Source organism: Bradyrhizobium sp. 164, from assembly GCF_023073715.1.
In the GTDB taxonomy this organism is placed as follows: domain Bacteria; phylum Pseudomonadota; class Alphaproteobacteria; order Rhizobiales; family Xanthobacteraceae; genus Bradyrhizobium.
In genome coordinates this window covers 193,491-210,351 of sequence record NZ_JADPKA010000066.1, presented here as the reverse complement: position 1 = coordinate 210,351, position 16,861 = coordinate 193,491, and the positions used below count along the sequence as shown (strand labels likewise).

Below are 16,861 nucleotides of genomic sequence, written 5' to 3'. Positions count from 1 at the left end.
AAGGGGCCGTTGCATGGCAGAGCGCTTCGACCGGATCTGGCACAATGCCCGGCTCGCCACGATGCGGGCTGACCGTCCTGATCTTGGCGAGATCGAGCGGGGCGTCATCGCCACGCGCGGCGGCCGTATCGTCTATGCGGGCGCGCAGACCGATTTTCCGGCGGATGCCGATGCGGTGGAAAAGATCGATTGCGCGGGACGCTGGATCACGCCCGGTCTCATCGATTGCCACACCCATCTGGTCTATGGGGGCAACCGCGCGCACGAGTTCGAGCTGCGCCTGAAGGGTGCGAGCTACGAGGAGATCGCCCGCGCCGGCGGCGGCATCGTCTCGACGGTGGCTGCGACGCGGCAGGCGAGCGAGGTCGAGCTCGTCGCAGGCGCGCTGCCGCGGCTCGACGCCTTGATCGCCGAGGGCGCAACCACGGTCGAGATCAAGTCCGGCTATGGTCTCGATACCGAGACCGAGATGCGTCAGCTTGCCGCCGCGCGCAGCCTCTCTGGTCGGCGGCCGATTGCGATCCGCACCTCCTTCCTCGGCGCGCATGCACTGCCGCCGGAGGCGGAGGGCAACAAGGATCGTTACATCGATCTCGTGTGCCATGAGATGCTGCCCGTGATCGCAAAGGCGGGCCTTGCCGATGCCGTCGATGCCTTCATGGAAGGCATCGCGTTCTCCGCCGGGCAGACCGCGCGGGTGTTCGAGACAGCGAGGGGACTTGGACTGCCGGTCAAGCTCCATGCCGACCAGCTCTCGAATCTCGGAGGTGCTGCGCTTGCCGCGAAATTCTCCGCGCTCTCGGCCGATCATCTCGAGCACACCGATGAAGCCGGCGCCGTCGCGATGGCCAAGGCCGGAACGGTAGCGGTGCTGCTGCCCGGCGCCTTCTACTTCATCCGCGAGACGCAAAAGCCGCCGGTCGAGACGTTTCGCAAGCTTGGCGTCCACATGGCGCTGGCGACCGACTGCAATCCCGGCAGCTCACCGCTGACCTCGCTGCTGCTCGCGATGAACATGGGGGCGACTCTGTTCGGGATGACAGTGGCCGAATGCCTTGCCGGCGTGACGCGCGAGGGGGCGCGGGCGCTGGGCGTGCTGGATGAGAGCGGTACGTTAGAGGCCGGCAAATGGTGCGACCTCGCGATCTGGGACAGCGAGCGGCCGGCCGAGCTTGTCTACCGGATCGGCTTCAATCCGCTGCACGGGCGGGTATGGAGGGGGCAGTGACGGAGCGAGACACAGCGATCGTCGTCAGACCGGGGACGGTCAGTCTCGACGATCTCGGGCGTGTGCTCGATGGTGCGCCCGTCGTGCTCGATCCCTCGTTTTGGGCGCGCGTCGAAGCAGCGGCGGAGATCGTCGCAAGAGCCGCGCGCGCGGATGTCCCCGTCTACGGCATCAACACCGGCTTCGGGAAGCTTGCGTCGAAGCGCATTCCGCCGGATCAGACCGCGCTGCTCCAGCGCAACCTGATCGTCTCGCATTGCTGCGGCGTCGGCCCGGCGACACCCGAATCGATCGTGCGGCTGATGATGGCGCTGAAGATCGTCTCGCTCGGCCGCGGCGCCTCGGGCGTCCGCCGCGAGCTGATCGAGCAGCTGCAGGACATGTTGGCGCTGGGTGTCTATCCGCTGGTGCCGCAGCAGGGCTCCGTGGGCGCATCCGGCGATCTTGCACCACTTGCGCATATGACGGCCGTGATGATCGGCGAAGGGCAGGCGATCGTTGACGGGAAAATTGTATCTGGCGCCGAAGCGCTAAAGTCCGCCGGACTCGCGCCGCTGACGCTGGGGCCTAAGGAAGGGCTCGCGCTGATCAACGGGACGCAGTTCTCGACCGCCTACGCCATCTCGGGCGTGCTGCGCGCATTCCGCCTCGCTCGCGCCGCGCTCGTCACGGGGGCGCTGTCCGTCGATGCGGCGATGGCCTCGACGGCGCCGTTCCGCCCCGAAATCCAGGCGCTGCGCGGCCACGCCGGGCAGATCGCCGCGGCGGCGACGCTGACGGCGCTGCTCGACGGCAGCGACATCCGCCTGTCGCATCTCGAAGGCGACGAGCGCGTGCAGGACCCCTATTGCCTGCGCTGTCAGCCGCAGGTCGCGGGCGCAGCGCTCGACCAGATCACGCAGGCGGCGCGCACGCTGATGATCGAGGCCAACGCCGTCACCGACAATCCGCTGCTGCTGGTCGAGACGGGCGAGATCGTCTCCGGCGGCAATTTTCACGCGGAGCCGGTGGCCTTTGCCGCCGACGCGATTGCGCTCGCGCTGTCGGAGATCGGCGCAATCAGCGAGCGGCGCATCGCGACGCTGGTTGACCCCGCACTCAATTTCGGCCTGCCGCCGTTCCTGACGCCCGACCCCGGCATCAATTCCGGCTTCATGATCGCCGAGGTCACGGCGGCCGCGCTCTATGCCGAAAATAAGCAGCGGGCGCTCGCCTGCTCGATCGACTCGACCCCGACCAGCGCCAACCAGGAGGACCATGTCTCGATGGCCGCGCATGCCGCGCGGCGCCTGTCCGACATGGCCGATAATCTCGCCGCCATTCTCGGCATCGAGCTTCTGGTCGCCGCCCAAGGCATCACGCTTCGTGCGCCGCATGCGACCAGCGCGCCGCTCGCTGCCGTCATTGCCGCGCTTCGTGAGCAAGTGCCCGCACTCGGTGCCGACCGCTACATGGCCGGCGATCTCGCCAAGGCAGCTGCACTGATCGAGGCCGACGCGTTGCCGGCCATCGCGATTGCCGCACTTCCATCCGATCCGTTTCCGAGACTTGGTTAAGAGGTCCGCATGAACCGCCGACTGGACAATGACCGCACCATCCGCGCGCCCCGCGGCAGCGACATCAGCGCCAAGAGCTGGCTGACGGAAGCGCCCTTGCGCATGCTGATGAACAATCTCGATCCCGATGTGGCGGAGCGGCCGAGCGAGCTCGTCGTCTATGGCGGCATTGGCAGGGCCGCGCGCGACTGGGAGAGTTTTGATCGGATCACGGCAGCCTTGCGCAAGCTTGAAAACGACCAGACCTTGCTAATCCAGTCCGGAAAACCGGTCGGTGTCTTCCGTACCCATGCCGACGCACCGCGCGTGCTGATCGCGAACTCCAATATCGTGCCGCACTGGGCGACGCTCGATCATTTTAACGAGCTCGATCGGAAGGGCTTGATGATGTACGGCCAGATGACCGCGGGCTCCTGGATTTATATCGGCAGCCAGGGCATCGTGCAGGGCACCTACGAAACCTTTGTCGAGGTCGGCCGTCGCCACTATGGCGGCAGCCTCGCCGGCAAATGGATTCTCACCGCCGGCCTTGGCGGCATGGGCGGCGCGCAGCCGCTGGCCGCAACCATGGCCGGCGCCTCGATGCTCGCGGTCGAATGTCAGCCGAGCCGCATCGACATGCGGCTGCGCACCGGCTATCTCGATCGGCAGGCCGCAACGCTCGACGAAGCGCTTGCGATCATCGAAGAGGCGGGAAAGACCAAGAAGGCGGTCTCGGTCGGCCTGCTCGGTAATGCCGCCGAGATCTTCCCGGAGCTGGTGCGCCGCGGTGTCAAGCCCGACATCGTCACCGACCAGACCAGCGCGCACGACCCCGTCAATGGATACTTGCCGAAAGGCTGGACGCTGGCAGAGTGGGAGGCGAAGCGCGCGTCCGATCCCAAGTCGGTCGAGCGTGCCTCGAAGACGTCGATGGTCGAGCACGTCAAGGCCATGCTGGATTTCCACGCACAGGGCATTCCGACGCTCGACTACGGCAACAACATCCGCCAGATGGCGCAGGACATGGGCCTGAAGAATGCCTTCGATTTCCCGGGCTTCGTTCCCGCCTATATCCGTCCCCTGTTCTGCCGCGGCGTCGGGCCGTTCCGCTGGGCCGCACTCTCGGGCGATCCCGAGGACATCTTCAAGACGGATGCCAAGGTCAAGGCGCTGATGCCTGACGACAAGCATCTGCACAATTGGCTTGACATGGCCAAGGCGCGCATCAAGTTCCAGGGCCTGCCGGCGCGGATCTGCTGGGTCGGCCTTGGCGATCGCCATCGTCTGGGCCTTGCCTTCAACGAGATGGTGGCGCGCGGGGAATTGAAAGCGCCGATCGTGATCGGCCGCGATCACCTCGACAGCGGCTCGGTGGCAAGCCCGAACCGCGAAACCGAGGCGATGAAGGACGGGTCGGACGCGGTGTCGGATTGGCCCTTGCTCAACGCGCTGCTCAATTGCGCCAGCGGTGCGACCTGGGTCTCGTTGCATCACGGCGGCGGCGTCGGCATCGGCTATTCGCAACATGCCGGCATGGTGATCGTGGCCGACGGCACGCCGGAAGCCGCGAAGCGGATCGAGCGCGTGCTCTGGAACGATCCCGCCAGCGGCGTGATGCGCCATGCCGATGCAGGCTATGAGACCGCGATCGAGTGCGCCCACGCCAACGGCCTCGATCTGCCGAGCCTGGCCTAGCTGCGGTCAGATCGCGACCTTGGCTGCGGCTCCGTCGCGGCGCAGTCTCTGCTTCGCCGATCGCTGTGCAGGATGAGGCAAAGGCAATGCTAGACGGCCGCTATTTCTTCTCCAGTGCCGCGGTCTGTTTGGCCAGCTGCTTGTCGAAATCCTCGGAAAGGCCGGTGATGTAGGTCGCCAGCTCCCCCGGCCTGACGAACGGGTTCGGCGCACCGTCCTTCATCTGCGCGCGCTTGGCCTGCATGCCGTAGACCTCCGGATGCGGCCCGAGCAGCACGTCGATCTTCATCGCCTTGGCCTTGGCGAATGTCGCGCGATAATCATCGACGATCCCGGGATAAGTCGGTTGACCGACCAGCCTGTTCAGCGCGACCGTCCCGCTACAGAAGAACAGCACCTCGCGGTCCTCCTTGCCGTCCTTGACACTCATCTCCCAGCTCGTGCAGCCCGGCGAATGGCCGGACGTTGCATGCGCCGTCAGCGTGACGTCGCCCAGTGTGACCTTGTCGCCTTCCTTCACCGTGCGGTCAACCTTCACCGCGGGGAAGGCGAGGTCCTGGTTCTTCTCGTCGCCGGGATAGTAGCCGCCTTCGAGCAGCGGCTTGTCGCGCTCACCGGCCACGAGCTGCGCGCCGGTTTCCTTCTTGATCTCGGCAAAACCCCCGGTGTGGTCGAGATGCGCATGCGTGTTGAGGATGTATTTGATGTCTGAAACCTTGAAGCCGAGTTTGGCGATGTTGTCCTTGATCATGCCGGTTGACTGGGGCATCGCCGTGTCCATCAGGATCAGGCCCTGCGGGGTCTTGATGACGTAGACGGCGATGCCTTCGGTCCCGACATAGTAGATGTTGCCGATGAGCTGAAACGGCTCGAATGGCGCTGTCCACTTCTGCATGACCGCGGCCAGGAAATCCTTGATGGTCTGCGCCTGCGCGTCAGTTGCGAACAATGCCAGCGCGCACAGCGCGGCCGCGAGCCTCTTCATAGTCTGCCTCCCATTAGTGTTCTTGTCGTCTTGATCGAGCGCGGAAATCGTGTGGCTCGACCGGTGCGCAAGTTACGTCGTGACCGGTGTCGCGGGCAACTGCTTCGTGTCTGGAAAGTTTGATGTGCCGCGCGGCAACAGCGCCAGGCCGGCCGAAAGCTACACAAGAGCCTAGCGCCCGATCGTCACGCCGGCGGTCGCGCGCATGGCGCCCCGGAGGCTCGTCGCGTTCATGTCGTCGAGGACCTGCCGCGTCAGCACGGTGGTCTGGCCGGGCGTGTTGAGGATCGTCTCGCTGCGCGAGGACGAGAGCCGATCGGCCTTGTAGGGTGTGGCTGGACCGGCGGCGGGAGCAGCGGTATGACGCGGCCATTTCCCGGCCGCGAGAGCGGGCTGCGAGATGCAGAAGGCGGCGAGCAGGACCACAGACAATGACCTTGCGCGCATATGCGATCTCCCATGTCGGGACATCAACCTAGCACATCGCCGGCGGCCGCAGAAGAAAGGATCAGGCGAGAGCGGCCTGGCGCTCCCGCACCGGCTCGCGGGCCCGATCGTGTTTCCCAGGCTCTGCGAGCCGGGTGAAGCTGCGCTGGCTCGCATGCGCAGGCGCCTCGACGATGACGCCCTCGCAGACGATTTGTCCGCCGAGCACCTTGAATTCCAGCTTGTCGTAGCGCGGCATCGTCTCGCCGGTCGCGGGTGGCAGCAGTCCGACACTGCCCTGGATGTTGAGCGTGGCATCGCCGGTGCCGTGCAGGCGCGGATTCCACATCCTGATCCCGGTCTCGGCCCAGCGCTGCCGGATCAGCGCGGCACGATCGGTGGGCTCTGCGGGTCTAGCGCGAACTTTCCGTGCGCTGCGAATCTCCGGAGAAGCAGACACGACAGCGGGAGCCGGCTCGATATTCGTGATGGCGCCGAGCGAATAGGCAGAGGGAACCTCCGTAGCGACGGCTGTGGCGAGCGGCGGATCGTTTGCGGCGGCCGGCGCGATCTCGACGCTGCCATGTGGGGCGCTGTCGGAGCTGGTTTCAGGCACGTCCGCAGCAACGCTGATGGTATCGACGACAACGGCGGCAATTTGATCGGCGACGGCCGCGGAAGCGCTGGGCGAGGATTTGTCGCTGGTGAGAGGGGTCTCGACCTCGGCAGACGAAAGCGAAACCTTCGCTGCGACGACGGGTTCCACCGCGGCCGGGACTTCAGAGCACGACTCGCTGACGATGACGAGATCAGGAACCAAAACCGGATCGTGCTCCACGTCGGCCGATGAAGCAGAAGCGTCCTCGACGGCCGGGAATGTCGAGACCGCCTCGGCTCCTGTCAGCGTCTCCGGAGATGAAGCGTCTTCCACACCGATTCCGGTCGACGGGCTCTCCGCATCGACAGAGACAGCCGTCTCATTCTGGGCTACCGGAGCCGTGACCGCGAGGTCAGAATTGTCATGCAAAGGCTCCGCGCTGACCGCGCTGACGTCGGTGACGCGAGCCGGAGCGGCTTCCGCAATGTCGATGATGGCGGCTGGGCTATCTGCGGTCCCCGGTGCAACGTCAACGCTGCCGCTGTGCGGCGGGGGCCGAAGCCGGGTGAACGCCCAATTCACCGCAGGGATGCGGCGCAGCAACGATATCAGTCTCGAAAGCACTGGAGTTGTCCAAGAGGTACCCGGCGTGAGGCTATCGCTGATTCGCCAGCAATGTAAAAAACTGCCCCGGCCCTCGCACCGATGTCAATCGAGGCGGGACCAATTGCAGAACATCGGCGCACCAGCACAGGAGGCGGAAACCGCCAGTGCCTTTCTTTGTAATTGTGATCTCAAAGCTCGCGCTATTGCTGATTTCACTGAACAGCGCGAGCAGTCATTGGCATAGCTGTAGCAATCGGCACCAGCCGGGGCGCGGCGTAGCAGTGAACTCCCGGGGAATCTTCAGGCTAGGCGAAGTTGCAACGTCCTCTCTTGGCTATCGCCCGGAGCCGGAGCCTGCACCGCCGCCGGAGCCAGCGCCGCCACCGGCCTGGCTGCCCATGTTATTCGTATTGGTGCCACCTGCGGATGGCTGTTGTGTGCCCTTGCTGTCGGTGGCCTCGTTCTGCATGTTCGACGAACGGCCCGTCGTCATGCCCTTGGTCGCAGGCCCCCGCGACGAGGGACCGACGTCGCCCTGGCCGGATGCGCCTGGAGCGGGTTGTGTCTGCGCGAATGCGCCCCCGGTCGCCAGCGCCATGACGCACGCGGATGTCAAAATGATCTTCTTCATCGCAGTCTCCTTGCCTTTCACCTCGAAGACAACATGCCGGTGCTGACGACGTTCCTGGACGATGGCTTGTTGGCGTCCGCCTCGGATCAATTCGCGTTGCACCCAAATTTTACGGTTCCCGTCTCGTCAGTTCGTGGCTATTCAGGAACCCCGTTGCTTGTTGAGGATACGTATGAGGAAGATCGCCGCCATCGGAGCGCTTCTGCTCTGGTCCACCATCGCATCCGCGCAGGATCGCACCATCACCGTGGCCTCGACGACGTCGACGGAACAGTCGGGGCTGTTCGGCTATTTGCTGCCACTGTTCTCGAAGGCTTCCGGGATCGACGTGAAGGTCGTTGCCGTCGGCACCGGCCAGGCGCTGGACATCGGGCGGCGCGGCGACGCCGATGTGGTGTTCGTTCATGACAGGGTTGCCGAAGACAAGTTCATGTCCGAGGGGCAGGGCGTGAAGCGCTTCGACGTCATGTACAACGACTTCGTCATCGTCGGTCCCAAGAGCGATCCGGCGCAGATCGCCGGCAGCAAGGACGTCACTGATGCACTGCGCAAGATCGCGGCGGCGAAGGCGCCGTTCATCTCGCGCGGTGACAAGTCCGGCACGCACGCGGCCGAGCTGAGGCTATGGAAGGAGGCAGGCGTCGATCTCAGTGCGGCCAAGGACGGCTGGTATCGGGAGATCGGCCAAGGCATGGGACCGGCGCTGAACATGGCGTCGTCGTCGAATGCCTACCTTGTGTCGGACCGCGGCACCTGGCTCTCGTTCAAGAACCGGGGTGAGCTCGCCATCCTGACCGAGGGCGACAAGCGGCTATTCAACCAGTATGGCGTCATGCTGGTGAATCCGGCCTTGCATCCAAACGTCAAGGTGAAGGATGGGCAGGCCTTCATCGACTGGCTCATCTCATCGAAGGGGCAGGACGCGATCGCAGGCTACAAGGTGGGCGGCGAGCAGCTATTTTTCCCCAACGCGTCCCACTAGCAGGAACGCAATGGTCGACACGGCGACGCTGAGCGCAAGCAGGATCAGTCCGAGCCCCAGTGCCAGCGGCAGGTCGCCCTTGCTGGTCTCCAGCGCGATCGCCGTTGTCATCGTGCGGGTGAAGCCCCGGATATTGCCGCCGACGATGATGATGGCGCCGACTTCCGCGATGGCGCGGCCGAAGGCCGCGAGAAAGGCGGTGAGTAGCGAGGTCCGTCCCAGCGCGAACAGGAGTGCCATGCTGCGCAGGGCCGACAGTCCGTCGATCCGCGCCAGATCGCCATACTCCGCCCACAGCAGGCTGGCCGGCCGGTGCACCAGTGCCACCACGATCGGCGTCGCGAGCAGCGTCTGCGCAATCACCATGGCAGTTGGCGTGAACAGCAAGCCGGCGGCCCCAAGCGGGCCGGACCGCGACAGCAGGAGGTAGAGCGCGAGCCCGACCACGACCGGCGGAAGACCGAGCAGGGCATTGGTCAGAATGATGATGACCTGACGTCCGCGGAAGCGTGTGATCGCAAGCAGGGCCCCGAATGGGGCACCGATCAGCAACGCGACGATGCTGGCGGTCAGGCTGACACGAACCGACAAGGCGACGATGCCGAGCAGTTCGGCGTCGATTTCGCCGATCAGCGTGAAGGCGGCAGCGATGGATTGCGCGAAATCGTTCATCCGGCCGGACGCTGTTGCGCCGGCCTGGTGCCGCTGATCCCGATCACGTCCATCGCGAACCCCTTCGTCCTCAGCAGCCTGCCTTCGGCCCGCGTCGGCGGCGGGCCGGGTCCTCCACGCACATGCTCGGATGGCAATCGCACGCTGCACTTGCCACAATCAAGAGGTCGCAATCCAGGGGTGGGGGTAAGCTCTGGATAAATATGCCTTCACTAAACCCGTCAGGGCCGCAGGGCGCGGAATCCGGCACTTCGGGCAGGAAAAGCCCAAACCCCCGGCGGCCGTGGACGGCTTTATTCCGCCCGTGGATGCTGTAAGGAGGGGTAGAGTCGGGTCGCACACGCCGCTCGGCAGTGCTAGACCCTCGTGCAGGAACAGATCGGGCCGGAGCGATGCTGGTAGGCCCCAAGCATGAAGGACACAACGCAATGATCCAAACCGTTGGCATCATCGGGGCAGGGACCATGGGGAACGGCATCGCGCAGGTCTGCGCGGCGGCCGGGCTCTCGGTCGTGATGGTCGATATTTCTGATGCTGCGGTGAACCGCGGACTTTCGACCGTCGGCGGCAGCCTTGAGCGGCTGGTCAAGAAGGAGAAGATGTCGGCGGCCGATCGCGAGGCGACGCTCAAGCGCATCACCGGCACCACGGACCGCTCGAAGCTGTCGGATTGCGACCTCGTCATCGAGGCGGCGACCGAGAACGAGGAGCTCAAGGTCAAGATCCTGAAGGATCTCTGCGCGACGCTGTCGTCGCGCACGCTGGTCGCGACCAACACCTCCTCGATCTCGATCACCAAGCTCGCCGCGGCGACCGACCGCCCCGACCGATTCATCGGCATGCACTTCTTCAACCCGGTGCCGGTGATGGCCCTGCTGGAGCTGATCCGGGGCTTGCAGACCTCCGACGACACCCACGCCAAGGCGCTCGATTTCGCCAAGCGCGTCGGCAAGGTGGCGATCACGGCGAAGAACAGCCCGGGCTTCGCCGTCAACCGCATCCTCTGTCCGATGATCAACGAGGCGATCTTCGCGCTTCAGGAAGGGATCGCGACGGCGGAAGAGATCGACGCTGGCATGAAGCTTGGCTGCAACCATCCGATCGGGCCGCTCGCGCTGGCCGATCTCGTCGGCCTCGACACCATGCTTTCGGTGATGGAGGTCTTTTACAAAGGCTTCAACGACCCTAAATATCGGCCAGCCCCGCTGCTGAAAGAGATGGTCGATGCCGGTCATCTCGGCCGCAAGACCGGGCAGGGATTCTACACCTATAGCGCCTGATGAAGGCATCAGCGGCGGACCTTCAGCGTCCGCCGCCGGATCCCGCAATTTGCGCTGCGACAAAGACGCCGCGCGCAATTGGCCCGACAATGTCGAACGGGCGGCTCGCGGGCACAACGGCACGGATAACGAAGGACATGTCGGATCGACTGAAGGCCGAGCGCGACGCGGCGGCTGCGCGGCGGAACCTGCTGACCGAGGATGCGATCGAGCGCACCGGGATCACCGAGGAGATGATCGGGGAACTCGTCACCCGTTTCTATGGACGGGTGCGCGAGGACGCACTGCTCGGTCCGGTTTTTGCGATCGTCCAGAACTGGGACGAGCATCTCGCCAAGCTCACCGATTTCTGGTCATCGGTCGTTCTGATGAGCGGCCGCTATCGTGGTTCGCCGATGCGGGCGCATCTGCCGCTGAGCCTGAGTGGCGACCACTTCGACCGTTGGCTCGACCTGTTCGAACAGACTGCGCGCGAGATCTGCCCGCCGGCGGCGGCCGCGCTCTTCATAGACAAGGCACGGCGCATCGCCGACAGTTTCGAAATGGCGTCGGCGACGGTCGCAGGGCGTATCGCATCGCCCCGCCACGTGCTCCGGTCCTAGAGCGATCTGCTCCGCGTTTGCGCTCCGCAACGAAGAGCGCAGCGCACCAATGCCAGCATCATCGGTCTGATCTGCAAAATCATCATACAGATCGCGCGGTGTGACGTTGAAATCGCGAAAATCCCTTTGAATGGGCTGATGATCGCGCAATCAAAGCGAGCAAAGCCATATTGATGCACTGCGGTGCCAATTCTTCGCCTTGTTTTTGGCTGAGTTCCAGCGCCTGCTAGTAAACATGTCGCGCGCACCGTCCACCGCCTGTTCCTCACCCTCCGAACCCATTGCGGAACCTAAAGCCGACGCGGGCATCGAGCAAACGCGGCGAACGCTGCTGCTTGGCGCGCTCGCGACCACCGCGTGTCTCGGCTGTTCCCGACCGGCGCGCGCAGGTGAAGATCCACCTGGTTCGGACGAGCGGCCCCAGAAGGGCGATGTGCTCGTTTTCTCCGAAGGCGACAAGGAGGGAAAACTCATTACTGCGGCCGATGTGCCGGCCGGCGGGCCTCCGGTCCATGCCTGGCCGAAGGATCCCAACACGTCGGTGGTGCGGAGCGCCTCGCGCCTCAACGAAATCCTGATCATCAAACTCGATCCCGCCGAGCTCGACGAGAAGACTCGTGCGCGTGCCGTCGACGGCATCATCGCCTATTCGGCGATCTGCTCGCATGCGGGCTGTCCCGTCACCGCCTGGGTGAAGAGCGATGCCGGCGACAAGGAGGTGTTCAAGTGCATGTGTCACAACTCCGAATTCGATCCCCGCGAGGGCGCGCAGGTCGTGTTCGGACCGGCGCCGCGACGGCTTGCGGCGCTGCCGCTGGCGCTCGTTGACGGTTCGCTCAGCGTCGCCGGCAATTTCATCGGAAAGGTAGGAGGCGCGCAGCCGGGATGACGGACAGTGCGGGCCGTGCCCGCGTCAGGAGAGGCCGCATCCGCCGATGGGCGGACGACGGGACGAACGACAAGAATTCACAACAAGAATTCAAATGGCTGAAAAGGGGAACGTCCATGACCAGGAAGCAATGGTTACTGTCCGGATTCGTCGCCTTCACGTGTCTTGCCTCGACCGCCGCTGTATCAGGCCCGATCGAGAATTATTCTCCGGTCACCGCGCAACGGCTGGAAAATCCTGAACCCGGCAACTGGATGCTCTACCGGCGCACCTATGACGGGCACGGCTACAGTCCGCTCGACCAGATCAACGCCTCGAATGTGAAAAACCTCACGCCGGTCTGGACCTTCGCTACGGGCGTGGTCGAAGGCCACGAGGCGCCGCCGATCGTCAACAACGGCGTGATGTTCGTGGCGACCCCGATGGGCCAGGTGATCGCGCTGAACGCGAAGACCGGCGACGAATACTGGCGCTACAAGCGGCAACTCCCCGACGATTTGTTCCAGCTGCATCCGACCAGCCGCGGCGTCGGCCTATGGGAGGACAAGCTCTATCTCGCTACCACCGACGACCACGTCGTCGCGCTCGACGCCAAGACCGGCAAGGTGGTGTGGGACACCAAGGTGCAGGATTACAAGAAGGGCCAGTACATGACCCTGATGCCGCTGATCGTCGAAGGCAAGGTCATCGTCGGCGGCTCCGGCGGCGAGTTCGGTGTGCGCGGCTATGTCGCCGCCTACGATGCCAAGGACGGCAAGGAGCTGTGGCGGACCTACACCATTCCCGGGGAAGGCGAGCCTGGTCACGACACTTGGCAGGGGGACGACTGGAAAAACGGCGGCGGCTCGGCCTGGATGACCGGCAATTACGACAAGGAGACCAAGACGATCTACTGGGGTGTGGGCAATGCCGCGCCATGGCCTGGCGAAACCCATCCCGGCGACAATCTCTACACCTCCTCGGTGCTCGCGCTCGATCCCAACACCGGCAAGATCAAGACCTATCACCAGTACCACCAGAATGATTCCTGGGATTGGGACGAGGTCGAGGCGCCAATGCTGATCGACCTGCAGCGTGATGGCCGCAACATCAAGAGCCTGGTCCATCCGGGACGCGACGCGATCTTCTGGGTGCTCGAGCGCACGCCGACCAAGATCAACTACGTCGCCGGCTGGCCGTTCGTCTCCACCGATGTCTGGAAGGGCATCGAACCGGAGAGCGGCAAGCCGATCGTAGATCCCGCGCACAAGCCGGTGATCGGCAAGCGCGTGGAGTTCTGCCCCTCACTGTGGGGCGGCAAGGATTGGCCGTCGGCGGCCTATAGCCAGAAGACTGGCCTCGTCTACGTGCCTGCCAACGAGAATTTCTGCGGCGGCTTCACCGGCGAGAAGGTCGCGCTGAAGCCTGGCGAGCTCTGGCTCGGCACCAAGCCGGAGGATATCGGCCTCAAGACGAAGCCCGGCGCGGATCATTTCGGCGAGCTCCAGGCCTGGGATCCTGCGACGGGCAAGAAGGTGTGGCAGCACAACTTCCCGAAGTCGCAGCTGTTCGGCTCGGTGACGGCGACCGCAGGCGATCTCGTCTTCGTCGGCGGCACCAACGACCGTAACTTCCGCGCCTTCCACGCCAAGACCGGCGAATTGTTGTGGGAGCAGAAGACCAACTCCGGCATCATGGGCATGCCGGTCTCCTATGAGATCGACGGCACACAGTACATCGCGATCCAGTCCGGATGGGGTGTGGACGCTCAGCGCATCCAGGATGCGCTTGCGACCAATAACATCGGAATCGAAGCCAACGTGCCGCAGGGCGGCGTGATCTGGGTGTTCGCGCTCAAGAAATAGCTCCGCGGGCGGATCGAAAAAGCGGAGGCAGCAGGGGGGTGGCGAATGCGGCGGACGGCAACGTCCGCCGCATTTTTGTATCTTCCTTCTCCCCTTGTGGGAGAAGGTGGCGCGCGCATTGCGCGCGCCGGCATGAGGGGTTCTATTCACGCGCACTCATCGCGAGATTGGCGTGGAGACAAACCCCTCACCCAAGCGAGATCGTGATGGCCAGCGTCGCTGCCCTCCGCAAGGGGTCCATGCGCAGCCGTCAGATAAGACTACTTCCCCTCGCGCTCGACCTTGTCCTTCTCCTTCTGGTTCATCTCCCGAACCTTCGGATCAGGATTGTGTTGCCCGGTGGTCTGGGTGGTCGAGGCGGGCGGGGCGTTGGCGTTGGGAAGCGAGTTCTGGTCCGGCGTGGTGGGGCGCGTCGCTGTTGTCGGCGGGCTGGTGCTGCTCTGGGCGAATGCGCCGGCGCTCGTCAAAAGAAAGGCGCCCGACAGCGAGACTGCGAGCGCCTTTGAGATATTGGTCATCGATCTGCTCCTGTCAGATCGATGGCAACGGTGTGAGCCGTATTGCGTTCCCCGCTAGGCCTCCAATTGCTTGCCGATCGGAAGCGAGCGGATACGTTTTCCCGTCGCGGCGAAAATCGCATTGATCAGCGCCGGCGCGAACGGCGGAACGCCGGGTTCGCCGACGCCGCTGGGCGGCGTGTCGGGTCCGGGCGGCACGATGTGGACGTTGGTCACTGCGGGAGCTTCGTCGATCCTGACGAGTTGGAAGTCGTCAAAGTTCTTCTGCTGGACCTTGCCGTCCTTGAAGGTGATCTCGCCATATTTGGCAAGGCTCAGCCCCATGATCGCTGCGCCCTCGATCTGCGAGGCGATGCGCTCGGGGTTGACATAGGTGCCACAATCAATCGCCGTGTCCACCCTTGGCACCGTCAGTTTGCCCTTGTCGTCGACCGCGACCTCGACGATCGTCGCGATGTAGCTGACGAAGCTGCGGTGCGCGGCGATGCCCAGGCCGTGGCCCTTCGGGACCTGACGGCCCCATTCGCCCTTCTCGGCGACCAGCTCGACCACCTTGCGCAGGCGCGCGGTGTCGATCGGGTAGCTGTCCTGAGGCTCGCCGTAGTTCCAAAGGTCTTTCACCTCGGGCTTGACGATGCGCGGGCTGCCAATCAGCGCGAGCAGGGTCTCCTTCTGGTCGCGGCCGGTCGCCTGCGCGATCTCGCCGACCATCGATTGCACCGCGAAGGCACGCGGGATGTTCGAGACCGAGCGGAACCAGCCGATGCGGGTATGCGCGGCCGCCTCCGGGTTTTCGCAGGAGATGTTGGCGATCTCGAATGGCATGTCGACTAGGCCCATGCCGATTTCGAACGGCGCCTGGTGCACGGTGCCGGCGGCAAAGGTCGAGGCGATGCTGGGTGCCACGCTGCGGTGGCGCCAGGCGATCACCTTGCCGCTCTTGTCGAGGCCGGCCTCGATCCGCTCGACCGAGACGGTGTGCAGGAAGCCGTTATGGATGTCATCCTCGCGCGTCCACTGCACCTTGACCGGTGCACCGAGCTCCTTGGAGAGCAGCGCGGCCTCGAGCGCAAAGTCGCATTTCGATTTGCGTCCGAACCCGCCGCCGAGCAGCGTGACATTGACCGTCACGTTCTGCTCGGGAATGTCGAGCGTCTTGGCGACGTCCTCGCGGGTGCCGCCGGGGCTCTGCACCGGCGCCCAGATCTCCGCCTTGTCGCCCTTGACGTCGGCGACCGCCACCGGCGGCTCCATGGCGACATGAGCGAGATGGGGGATGTAGTACTCGCCGACAATGACCTTGTCAGCGCTCTTCAAGGCGGCGTCCGCATCGCCCTCCTTGCGCAGGACGAGGCCGGGCTTGCGCGACGCCTCCTCGAGCTCCTTGCGGTAGGCGACGGAGTCGTATTTGCCGTTGGGACCGTCGTCCCACACGAGCTTGAGCGCGTCGCGGCCCTTGATCGCGGCGCCGGTGTTGCGCGCGATCACGGCGACGCCGCCGAGCGGCTGGAACTTCGACGGCCACGGCCAGCCGCGCACCTGCATCACCTTTTCGACGCCGGGGACCTTCAGCGCCGCGTCGGGATCGAACGAGACCAGCTTGCCGCCGGTCACCGGCGGGCGGGCGATCACAGCATATTTCATGCCGGGCAGCCGCACGTCGGCACCATAAACTGCCTTGCCGGTGGTGATGTCGTGGAGATCGACGATGCCGATCTGACCCTTGCCGAGATAGCGGAAATCCTTGGGGTCCTTCAGCTTGAGACCTTCGATGCTCGGCACCGACTCCTTGGCGGCATCGGCGGCGAGCTCCCCGAAGCCGAGCTTGCGGCCGCTGGCGCTGTGGACGATCTCGTGATTGACGGCCTTCACCTCGGTTGCCGGTACGCCCCAGCGCTTCGCCGCGGCCTGCTCCAGCATGGTGCGAGCGGAGGCGCCGATCTGACGCATCGGGACCAAATAATGCCGCGTGCTGCGCGAGCCGTCGGTGTCCTGGTTGCCGTACTTGACCTCGTCGCCATGAGCCTGCTGCACCTTGACCCTGGTCCAATCGGCTTCCATCTCCTCGGCCACGATCAACGGGAGGCTGGTGCGCACGCCAGTGCCCATTTCCGCACGGTGCCCGACGATGGTGACGATGCCGTCCGGCGCGACCGAAACGAACACGCGCGGATCGACCACGACGCCATGCGGCATCTTTCCGGCACCGGTTTCATAGGCGAAGGCCTGGCGCGACATCACGGGGGCGGCAAGCACGAAGCCGCCGGTGACGCCGAGGCCCTTCAGAATGCTGCGGCGCGAGACCTTCTCGACCCTGACGTGCTTTTCGAAGCCGCGAAGCTTGCGGGAATTGTCGATGAAATTCAT

The 16,861-nt window shown here is 64.6% G+C and carries 15 protein-coding genes; 8 read left to right on the top strand and 7 right to left on the bottom strand.

The annotated features are described in order from the left end of the window. Positions 1 to 13: 13 nt before the first annotated feature. The 3 genes from hutI to hutU are packed head-to-tail and all read left to right on the top strand — an operon-like array spanning position 14 to position 4,461. Complete coding sequence (gene hutI / locus IVB01_RS21190) at positions 14 to 1,228, top strand: imidazolonepropionase (protein WP_247280465.1); 1,215 nt, start codon at positions 14 to 16, stop codon at positions 1,226 to 1,228. Beyond that, positions 1,225 to 2,784 carry a histidine ammonia-lyase gene (gene hutH, locus IVB01_RS21185; RefSeq protein ID WP_247280466.1) on the top strand — a complete coding sequence of 520 codons (1,560 nt, stop codon included), beginning with the start codon at positions 1,225 to 1,227 and terminating at the stop codon, positions 2,782 to 2,784. The genes hutI and hutH overlap by 4 nt, the downstream gene beginning before the upstream one ends. Positions 2,785 to 2,793: 9 nt before the next feature. Further along, positions 2,794 to 4,461, top strand: a complete 1,668-nt coding sequence (gene hutU / locus IVB01_RS21180; RefSeq protein WP_247280467.1) for a urocanate hydratase — start codon at positions 2,794 to 2,796, stop codon at positions 4,459 to 4,461. 100 nt (positions 4,462 to 4,561) lie between these two features. On the opposite strand, the gene blaBJP is transcribed toward hutU, so the two are convergent. The 4 genes from blaBJP to IVB01_RS21160 form a co-directional block, all read right to left on the bottom strand. Further along, on the bottom strand, positions 4,562 to 5,446 hold the full coding sequence (gene blaBJP, locus IVB01_RS21175) for a BJP family subclass B3 metallo-beta-lactamase (RefSeq protein ID WP_247280468.1): 885 nt from the start codon (positions 5,444 to 5,446) through the stop codon (positions 4,562 to 4,564). A 171-nt stretch (positions 5,447 to 5,617) separates the two neighbouring features. Further along, a complete protein-coding gene (locus tag IVB01_RS21170; RefSeq protein ID WP_247280469.1) occupies positions 5,618 to 5,893 on the bottom strand; it encodes a Plug domain-containing protein in 276 nt (91 codons plus the stop codon). Between the two features lie 61 nt (positions 5,894 to 5,954). Continuing rightward, a complete protein-coding gene (locus IVB01_RS21165; RefSeq protein WP_247280470.1) occupies positions 5,955 to 7,094 on the bottom strand; it encodes a hypothetical protein in 1,140 nt (379 codons plus the stop codon). Positions 7,095 to 7,410: 316 nt separating this feature from the next. After that, positions 7,411 to 7,707, bottom strand: a complete 297-nt coding sequence (locus IVB01_RS21160; protein WP_247280471.1) for a hypothetical protein — start codon at positions 7,705 to 7,707, stop codon at positions 7,411 to 7,413. 172 nt (positions 7,708 to 7,879) lie between these two features. Between IVB01_RS21160 and IVB01_RS21155 the strand changes: the two genes are divergently transcribed. Further along, on the top strand, positions 7,880 to 8,689 hold the full coding sequence (locus IVB01_RS21155) for a substrate-binding domain-containing protein (RefSeq protein ID WP_247280472.1): 810 nt from the start codon (positions 7,880 to 7,882) through the stop codon (positions 8,687 to 8,689). Here the strand turns inward: IVB01_RS21155 and IVB01_RS21150 are convergent. Beyond that, complete coding sequence (locus IVB01_RS21150; RefSeq protein WP_247280473.1) at positions 8,663 to 9,361, bottom strand: ABC transporter permease; 699 nt, start codon at positions 9,359 to 9,361, stop codon at positions 8,663 to 8,665. The two genes, IVB01_RS21155 and IVB01_RS21150, sit on opposite strands and share 27 nt — an antisense overlap. A gap of 428 nt (positions 9,362 to 9,789) precedes the next feature. Here IVB01_RS21150 and IVB01_RS21145 point away from each other — a divergent pair, with 428 nt between their 5' ends. From IVB01_RS21145 to IVB01_RS21130, 4 genes are all read left to right on the top strand, one after another. Then, on the top strand, positions 9,790 to 10,641 hold the full coding sequence (locus IVB01_RS21145; RefSeq protein WP_247280474.1) for a 3-hydroxybutyryl-CoA dehydrogenase: 852 nt from the start codon (positions 9,790 to 9,792) through the stop codon (positions 10,639 to 10,641). 137 nt (positions 10,642 to 10,778) lie between these two features. Then, entirely contained in the window at positions 10,779 to 11,243 is a 465-nt protein-coding gene (locus IVB01_RS21140; protein WP_247280627.1) for a group III truncated hemoglobin, read from the top strand. Between the two features lie 235 nt (positions 11,244 to 11,478). Further along, positions 11,479 to 12,132: a Rieske (2Fe-2S) protein gene (locus IVB01_RS21135; protein ID WP_247280475.1), complete on the top strand. Its 654-nt coding sequence runs from the start codon at positions 11,479 to 11,481 to the stop codon at positions 12,130 to 12,132. A 116-nt stretch (positions 12,133 to 12,248) separates the two neighbouring features. Further along, the gene (locus tag IVB01_RS21130; RefSeq protein ID WP_247280476.1) at positions 12,249 to 13,976 is read left to right on the top strand and encodes a methanol/ethanol family PQQ-dependent dehydrogenase; all 1,728 of its coding nucleotides are present in this window, start codon (positions 12,249 to 12,251) and stop codon (positions 13,974 to 13,976) included. A 260-nt stretch (positions 13,977 to 14,236) separates the two neighbouring features. Here IVB01_RS21130 and IVB01_RS21125 read toward each other — a convergent pair whose 3' ends face one another. Together IVB01_RS21125 and IVB01_RS21120 are read right to left on the bottom strand one after the other, a co-directional pair. After that, positions 14,237 to 14,494 carry a hypothetical protein gene (locus IVB01_RS21125; protein ID WP_247280477.1) on the bottom strand — a complete coding sequence of 86 codons (258 nt, stop codon included), beginning with the start codon at positions 14,492 to 14,494 and terminating at the stop codon, positions 14,237 to 14,239. A 54-nt stretch (positions 14,495 to 14,548) separates the two neighbouring features. After that, entirely contained in the window at positions 14,549 to 16,861 is a 2,313-nt protein-coding gene (locus IVB01_RS21120) for a molybdopterin cofactor-binding domain-containing protein (RefSeq protein WP_247280478.1), read from the bottom strand.